This is a genomic window from Limnohabitans sp. (assembly GCF_044361645.1).
In the GTDB taxonomy this organism is placed as follows: Bacteria; Pseudomonadota; Gammaproteobacteria; order Burkholderiales; family Burkholderiaceae_C; genus Limnohabitans_A.
Map to the genome: position 1 here is coordinate 21,745 of NZ_JBIKIL010000038.1, position 8,208 is coordinate 29,952.

The 8,208-nt window shown below is 57.7% G+C and carries 7 protein-coding genes; 3 read left to right on the forward strand and 4 right to left on the reverse strand.

The genetic code is table 11. The features are described 5' to 3' along the window. Window positions 1–63: 63 nt before the first annotated feature. The 4 genes from yidC to rpmH form a co-directional block, all read right to left on the reverse strand. The gene (yidC, locus tag ACIQ39_RS07910; RefSeq protein ID WP_396434071.1) at window positions 64–1,746 is read right to left on the reverse strand and encodes a membrane protein insertase YidC; all 1,683 of its coding nucleotides are present in this window, start codon (window positions 1,744–1,746) and stop codon (window positions 64–66) included. Next, on the reverse strand, window positions 1,743–2,018 hold the full coding sequence (gene yidD / locus ACIQ39_RS07915) for a membrane protein insertion efficiency factor YidD (protein ID WP_396434072.1): 276 nt from the start codon (window positions 2,016–2,018) through the stop codon (window positions 1,743–1,745). Before yidD ends, yidC begins: the two co-directional genes overlap by 4 nt. After that, window positions 2,015–2,446, reverse strand: coding sequence for a ribonuclease P protein component (locus ACIQ39_RS07920; protein WP_396434073.1), 432 nt, complete (start codon window positions 2,444–2,446; stop codon window positions 2,015–2,017). The genes yidD and ACIQ39_RS07920 overlap by 4 nt, the downstream gene beginning before the upstream one ends. Before the next feature lie 79 nt (window positions 2,447–2,525). After that, window positions 2,526–2,660, reverse strand: a complete 135-nt coding sequence (gene rpmH, locus ACIQ39_RS07925; RefSeq protein WP_005798102.1) for a 50S ribosomal protein L34 — start codon at window positions 2,658–2,660, stop codon at window positions 2,526–2,528. Between the two features lie 240 nt (window positions 2,661–2,900). On the opposite strand from rpmH, the gene dnaA reads away from it, so the two are divergent. From dnaA to ACIQ39_RS07940, 3 genes are all read left to right on the forward strand, one after another. Beyond that, window positions 2,901–4,301 carry a chromosomal replication initiator protein DnaA gene (gene dnaA, locus ACIQ39_RS07930; protein WP_396434074.1) on the forward strand — a complete coding sequence of 467 codons (1,401 nt, stop codon included), beginning with the start codon at window positions 2,901–2,903 and terminating at the stop codon, window positions 4,299–4,301. 268 nt (window positions 4,302–4,569) lie between these two features. Further along, window positions 4,570–5,679 carry a DNA polymerase III subunit beta gene (gene dnaN / locus ACIQ39_RS07935; RefSeq protein WP_396434075.1) on the forward strand — a complete coding sequence of 370 codons (1,110 nt, stop codon included), beginning with the start codon at window positions 4,570–4,572 and terminating at the stop codon, window positions 5,677–5,679. 94 nt (window positions 5,680–5,773) lie between these two features. Beyond that, window positions 5,774–8,208, forward strand: a 2,435-nt coding sequence (locus tag ACIQ39_RS07940) for a DNA gyrase subunit B (protein ID WP_396434076.1), incomplete at its 3' end; no start/stop codon positions are given.

Here is an 8,208-nt window from a genome sequence, read left to right on the forward strand (position 1 = left end):
TTGTGCGAAAAAAGCGGAGGTCAAAAAAGGCCGCTTGCGCGGCCTTTTAAAGGGGGTGGGGGCTCACTTGAACTTGGGCAAGTTGAACTGCGGCGGCACACCCATGCGGGTGTTGATCATCCACTGCTGCGCAATCGACAAGATGTTGTTCGTGATCCAGTACAGCACCAAACCGGCGGGGAAGAAGAAGAACATCACCGAGAAAATCAGCGGCATCATCCACATCAGCTTGGCTTGCAGCGGATCGGGCGGCGCAGGGTTGAGCGCGGTCTGCAGCAATGTGGTCAAAGTCATGACCACCGGCAAGATGAAAAAGGGATCGGGCGCAGACAAGTCGTGAATCCATCCCACCCAAGGCGCATTGCGCATTTCGACGCTGGACAAAAGCACCCAATACAAGGCGATGAAGACCGGAATCTGAACCATGATCGGAAAACAACCACCCATGGGGTTGACCTTTTCCTCGCGGTAAATCCTCATCATCTCTTGCTGCATCTGCTGCGGGTTGTTTTTGAGGCGCTCACGCATCTCCATGATCTTGGGGTTGATGGCCTTCATTTTGGCCATGCTCGAATAGGCCTTGGCGTTGAGCCAATAAAAGGCGATTTTCAGCAACAGCACCAAAGCCACGATCGACCAGCCCCAGTTTTGCAGCACGCTGTGCAGTTGGTCTAACAGCCAGTACAAAGGCTTGGACAGCATGGCCAACCAACCGTAATCCTTCACCAAGTCAAGTCCTGGCGACAGGGCTTCGAGCACTTTTTCCAGTTGCGGGCCGGTGTAGAGCTGGTTGCTGATGGTTTTGGACTGACCCGGGGCCAAGTCGGTCAAGGGGGTGATCATGCCAACGGCATACAGATTGGTGTCCACCTTGCGCACGAAGTTTTCGCGTTGCACGCCATCGGGCAGCAACCAAGCACTGGCAAAGTAATGCTGCACCATGGCCACATAGCCATTGGTCGAAGATTTGTCGATCAAAGCGCTGTTGTCTTCGATGTCCTCAAAGTCCACTTTGTTGTACTTTTTGGCATCGGTGTAAATCGCGGGGCCAGTGAAGGTGAAGTAAAACGACGACTCGCCCTCCGGCTTGTTGCCATCGCGCACCAGTTGCATATACAGCTGCGGTGCAACGGTGGACTGGCCATTGTTGATGACCTCGTGCTGGACATCGATCACATAGCTGCCACGCTTGAGTGTGTAGGTTTTGACCAACTTCACGCTATTGATTTCGGCCGATTCAAAGCGCGCCCTCAGCTGGTCTTGACCGTCTTGGAGTGTGCGCTCGCCACTGAAAGACATGGGCACTTTGTGGGTCGGAAAGTCACCGCCAATCAAGCCGGTTTGGGCCATGTAAACCCGGCTGCTGCTTTGGTCAAGCAAAACCATGTTCTTGTTGGGGTCCACCAGATCCCGGTGCTTGGTGAATTCGGTGTGCACCAGCGAGCCGCCCTCGGTGTCAAAACTGAGCTTGAACACATCGGTTTGCACCTCGATTTTTTCGCTGCGCGCAGCCAAGGCGTCTGCTGAAGTCGTGGGCACTTGCCCTGGCGTAGCGGTCACCGGTGCCAGCACCAAGGGAACCTCGTTGGCAGGCGCAGAGGGTGTCGCAAGCGGCGCGGTCGCAACCGGCTCAGGCTTGGGGAAAAAGGTGGGCTTTTTGCCGTTGTACAACTGCCATTGGTCCCAGATCAAAACCAGGGAAAAACCAAAAATCACCCAAAGGATGGTTCGACGGATATCGGTCATGGCGTCTTCTTTGAAGAATTTGGGGATAACAAACCAGAAAACAATTTTGGCGCTCGCTCGGGCACAGGGTCGTGGCCACCTTGGCACCAAGGGCCGCAACGCACCAACCTGTGCAAAGTGAGGTAAGCACCCATGGCTGCGCCATGTTGCGCAAGCGCGCCAAGTGCGTAAGCAGAACAAGTGGGCTCAAAGCGGCACGACGAGCCCAACCAAGGACTCAGCAGCATACGGTAGCCGCGCACCAAACCCATCAACAACCGTTGGAAAATCATGGACTTACCTCTTGGCGCACAGCCCGCTCAAACAGTTGCTCAAGCTCTTGCCGCACCGCCCGTTTCAAAGGCTCGGAGGTGGCACTGGGAAATTGTTTGCGGTCAAAACCGGTGCGCAAACGAACCACATGCGCGGCCATCAACAACCGGTCTGAAAATTGCTCGCTCACACTGTAGATTTGTCGTTTGATGGCATTGCGCGTGACCGCTCGGCGCGCCCAACGCTTGGGCACCATGGCACCCAACCAAACATCACCGCCTTCAAACAGGTCAAAACCGGGGGCTTTAGGTCCAGTCAAAGGTTCAGAGCTAGCCCAAAAACCGTTCTTGTCCAGCGTCATGCGGTGCAAAGCAAAGTGCGGCGTCCGCGATACAGTGCTGCCAGCCAAGGCGGCTTGGAATTGTGGGCGTGTTTTTAAACGCTGCACGGCAAGACAAGGCTGACCCCTGTAGCCCAGAGTGGTGTGTCACCACGGCCAGACGACGGATGCGACATCGACAAAAGGATCAGACGGCCAAGCGCTTGCGGCCCTTGGCGCGACGTGCGTTGATCACTGCGCGCCCCCCTCGGGTTTTCATGCGGACCAAAAAGCCGTGGGTACGGGCGCGACGTGTCTTGGAGGGCTGGTAGGTGCGTTTCATGACGGTTCCTTTGTGCCCAATGCCGTGGATCGGCTTTGGGCGAAACCCAAGATTATCGCAAACTTTCAACGTCGCGGGAAATTAACTGTGTTTCTACCCATCAGGGTGTGCACGGACTTGGACCGAATCGATGTGGTTTATGATCCTTGGCTAGCCGCTTGCGTGAATGTGGATAAGCTCTTGATAAACCCGCATCCACCGCCCCGCCATCAGCCCACTGTCCACAACAAAAAGAACCACATGCCCGAGGGAATAGACCCAGAATTTCACATGGATGCAGGCCAAAATCTATGGCAAGCCTGCGTTGATGAATTGGCCCGGGAACTGCCCGAACAACAATTCAACACTTGGATCAAACCGCTCAGCGCGGTGGTCTCAGAGGACCAGCAACTCATCACACTTTTTGTCGCCAACCGCTTCAAGCTTGACTGGGTTCGCGCCCAATACACCAGCCGACTGGCCGTGATTCTGGAAAATTTGCAAGGCCATCCCGTCAAAATTGAGTTAGCGATCACTCTGCGCGAAAGCGGCATGAGACCTTTAAAAGCCTCAACGCCATCTTCCATGGAATCCCTGGCCGAAGCCCTGCCTTTGGCCGAGGAGCCTGCTGCCAATAGCTTTCGCAGCCGCCTCAACACGGCGCTCAACTTTGACAACTTGGTCGAAGGTACGGCCAACCGCATGGCGCGTGCTGCGGCGATGCACGTATCCGGCTCGCCGGGGCATTTGTACAACCCTTTGTTCATCTATGGCGGTGTAGGTTTGGGCAAGACCCACCTCATGCACGCGATTGGCAACCAACTCTTGGTCGACCGGCCTGAGGCGAAAGTTTTGTACATCCACGCCGAGCAGTTTGTCTCGGATGTGGTCAAGGCCTACCAGCGCAAGACATTTGACGAGTTCAAACACCACTACCACTCGCTCGATTTGCTGCTGATCGATGACGTTCAGTTCTTTGCCAACAAGGACCGAACGCAAGAAGAGTTTTTTAACGCTTTCGAGGCCTTGTTGGCTAAAAAGTCGCACATCGTGATGACCAGCGACACCTACCCAAAAGGTCTGGCCGACATCCATGAGCGCTTGGTCTCGCGTTTTGACTCCGGTTTGACGGTGGCCATGGAACCGCCTGAGCTCGAAATGCGGGTCGCCATTTTGATCAACAAAGCCATCACCGAGGGCAGCGAAATGCCCGAAGATGTGGCGTTTTTTGTGGCCAAAAATGTGCGCTCCAACGTGCGCGAGCTCGAAGGTGCGCTGCGCAAAATTTTGGCTTACTCGCGCTTCAACCAAAAAGACATCTCGATCCAGCTGGCCCGCGATGCCCTGCGCGACCTGCTGTCCATCCAAAACCGTCAAATCAGTGTGGAAAACATCCAAAAGACGGTGGCCGACTATTACAAGATCAAAGTGGCCGACATGTACAGCAAAAAGCGCCCGGCCAGCATCGCCAGGCCGCGCCAAATTGCGATGTACCTGGCCAAAGAAATGACGCAAAAAAGCCTGCCTGAGATTGGTGAGCTGTTTGGCGGGCGCGACCACACCACCGTGCTGCATGCGGTGCGCAAAATCAGCGCTGAACGCCAGCAGTTGACCGAGCTCAACCAGCAATTGCACGTGCTGGAACAATCCCTCAAGGGCTAAGCGAACAAGATGGCCGCTGTTTTGGGTTCATGGCAAGGCACTGGGCAAGTGGCATCCAAACGCGGGGGCGTGCCAGCGGCGCAGGCACCCGGTCGCTTGCTGGGGCTCGATTTCAGCGTCCAGGTCACCATCACTGGCTGCATTACCGCCTCAATCAAGTCAATGCCACTCGAAAGCACCCAAAAACAGGCGAAAATGCCACCTGTTGCCCCCGCCGACCACCGCCACTTGGTGGTTGGTGCTTGAAAAAACCATCAAAGGTAGACAAATGATCGTCCTGAAGGCCACCCAAGACAAATTGCTGTCTGTCCTGCAATCCGTCTCCGGCATTGTTGAGCGTCGGCACACCCTGCCCGTGCTGGCCAACGTGCTGATCCGCAAAACCGGTCACGCACTGCAACTGACCACCAGTGACCTCGAAATCCAGATCCGCACCACGGCCGAGATGGAAGGCGACCCGGGCGACTTCACCACCACCGTGGGCGCGCGCAAACTCATCGACATCTTGCGCACCATGCCGACCGACCAGACCGTGAGCCTCGAGTCGTCGCAGGCCAAGTTGATTTTGAAGGGTGGCAAGTCCAAGTTCACCTTGCAGACCCTGCCGGCCGAAGACTTTCCGCTGGTGCAAGAGGCCGCCAGCTTTGGCCCCGTGTTCAGCGTGCCGCAAAAAACCCTCAAGGCTTTGCTCGGTCAGGTTTCGTTTGCGATGGCCGTGCACGACATCCGTTACTACCTCAACGGCATCTTGTTTGTGGCCGAGGGCAAGCGCCTGAGCCTGGTGGCCACCGACGGTCACCGCTTGGCGTTTACCTCCGCCACGCTCGACGTGGAAGTGCCCATCAAACAAGAAGTCATCTTGCCGCGCAAGACCGTGATCGAATTGCAGCGCCTGTTGTCGGACGCCGATGGTGCCATCGAGATGCAGTTCGCCAACAACCAAGCCAAGTTCAGCTTTGACGGCATGGAGTTTGTGACCAAACTCGTGGAGGGCAAGTTCCCCGACTACAACCGCGTCATCCCCAAAGGCCACAGCAACAACATGACGCTGGGCCGCCAAGCTCTGTTGTCGTGCTTGCAGCGCACCGCCATTTTGACCAGCGACAAGTTCAAAGGCGTGCGCCTGAACCTTGACCCCGGCAGCTTGCGCGTGGCCTCGACCAACGCCGAACAAGAAGAAGCCGTGGACGAACTCGACATCGACTACGGCGGTGACAGCATCGAAATCGGTTTCAACGTGACCTACATCATCGACGTGCTGACCAACATGGGCCAAGACATGGTGCGCATCGATTTGGCCGATGGCAACAGCTCGGCGCTGATCACCATTCCCGACAACGACAACTTCAAATACGTGGTCATGCCCATGCGCATTTAAGGCGAAAGCCCTAACGGCCCCTTCCTGGCCCACCTTATCGAAACCCGCGACCCCTCGCGGGTTTCGGCCATTCAAGCGACAGAGAAAAACCCACATGACCGACGCCATCCAGCCCAGCGAAGACGCTTTCACCACCGCACAACCCAAGATCGACGCCCACCAAGCGGGTGCATCCGAAGGCTACGGCGAAGGCTCGATCCAGATTCTGGAAGGCCTGGAAGCGGTGCGCAAACGCCCCGGCATGTACATCGGCGACACCTCGGACGGCACCGGCTTGCACCACTTGGTCTTTGAGGTCGTGGACAACTCGATTGACGAAGCGCTGGCCGGCCACTGCGACGACATCGTGGTCACCATCCACTCGGACAACTCGATCTCGGTCACCGACAACGGCCGCGGTATCCCCACCGGCGTGAAGATGGACGACAAGCACGAGCCCAAGCGCAGCGCCTCAGAGATCGCCCTGACCGAACTGCACGCGGGCGGCAAGTTCAACCAAAACAGTTACAAGGTCTCGGGCGGCCTGCACGGCGTGGGCGTGTCGTGCGTGAACGCATTGAGCAAATGGCTGCGCCTGACGGTGCGCCGCGAAGGCAAAGTGCACCAGATCGACTTTGCCAAAGGCTTTGTGCAAAACCGTTTGCTCGAGACCGTGGACGGCGTGGAAGTCTCGCCCATGCGTGTATCGGGTGCCACCGACAAGCGCGGCACCGAAGTGCACTTTTTGCCCGACGTCGAAATCTTCACGCAAAACACCGATTTCCATTACGAAATTCTGGCCAAGCGTTTGCGCGAACTCTCGTTTTTGAACAACGGCGTGCGCATTCGCCTGAAAGACGAGCGCAGCGGCAAAGAAGACGACTTCTCGGGCGCAGGTGGCGTCAAAGGCTTTGTCGACTTCATCAACGCCAACAAAAAAGTGCTGCACCCCAACGCCTTCCATGCCAATGGCGAGCGCCCGGCCGACAGCTACGGCGGCATCCCCGGCACCAGCATCGGTGTGGAAGTGGCCATGCAGTGGAACGACGGCTACAACGAATCGGTGCTGTGCTTCACCAACAACATCCCCCAGCGTGACGGCGGCACCCACCTGACGGGCCTGCGTGCGGCCATGACCCGGGTGATTGGCAAATACATCGAGAAAAACGAGATCGCCAAAAAGCAAAAAGTCGAGGTCAGTGGCGACGACATGCGCGAAGGCCTGTGCTGCGTGCTGAGCGTCAAAGTGCCCGAGCCCAAGTTCAGCAGCCAGACCAAAGACAAGCTGGTCTCGAGCGAGGTGCGCGCCCCAGTCGAAGACATCGTGGCCAAAGCCCTGAACGATTACCTTGAAGAGCGCCCCAACGACGCCAAGATCATCTGCGGCAAGATTGTGGAAGCCGCCCGCGCCCGCGAAGCGGCCCGCAAAGCCCGCGAAATGACGCGCCGCAAAGGCGTGCTCGACGGCATGGGCCTGCCCGGCAAACTGGCCGACTGCCAAGAAAAAGACCCGGCCCTGTGCGAAATCTACATCGTCGAGGGCGACTCCGCCGGTGGCTCGGCCAAGCAAGGCCGTGACCGCAAATTTCAGGCCATCTTGCCGCTGCGCGGCAAGATCTTGAACGTGGAAAAAGCCCGCTACGAAAAACTGCTGACCAGCAACGAAATTGTCACCCTCATCACCGCGCTGGGCACCGGCATTGGCAAAGCCAGCGCTGAATCTGGCAAGAGCGGCACCGACGACTTCAACGTCGACAAACTGCGCTACCACCGCATCATCATCATGACCGACGCCGACGTGGACGGCGCGCACATCCGCACCCTGCTGCTCACTTTCTTTTACCGCCAAATGCCCGACCTGGTCGAGCGCGGCCACATCTACATTGCCCAGCCTCCGCTGTACAAAGTCAAGGCCGGCAAAGAAGAGCTCTACCTCAAAGACGGCCCGGCACTCGACGGCTTCTTGTTGCGCATCGCATTGAGGGACGCCAGCGTCAGCACAGGCGGTGCTGCGCCCCAAATCCTCACGGGCGAAACCCTCGAAACCCTGGCGCGCAAACACCAAGTGGCTGAACACGTCATTGCCCGCTTGTCCAACTTCATGGACGCTGAAGCCCTGCGCGCCATGGCCGACGGCGTGTCACTCAACCTGGACACCCTGGAGCTGGCTGCCGCCTGCGCCCCCGCGCTGCAAGCCAAGCTGCGCGAACTCAACACCACCGGCATCCCGGCCGAAGTGGCCGCCGAGTTTGACGTGCGCACCGACAAACCGATTCTGCGCATCAGCCGCCGCCACCACGGCAACATCAAGAGCAGCATCATCACGCAAGACTTTGTGCACGGCGCCGACTACGGCGCACTGGCTGAAGCGGCTGACACCTTCAGAGGTTTGCTCAGCGAAGGCGCCAAAGCCTTGCGCGGTGAAGGCGAGCGCCAAAAAGAAGAAAAAGTGGGCGACTTCCGCCAGGCCATGCATTGGCTCATCAGCGAAGCCGAACGCACCACCAGCCGCCAGCGCTACAAGGGCTTGGGCGAGATGAACCCCGCCCA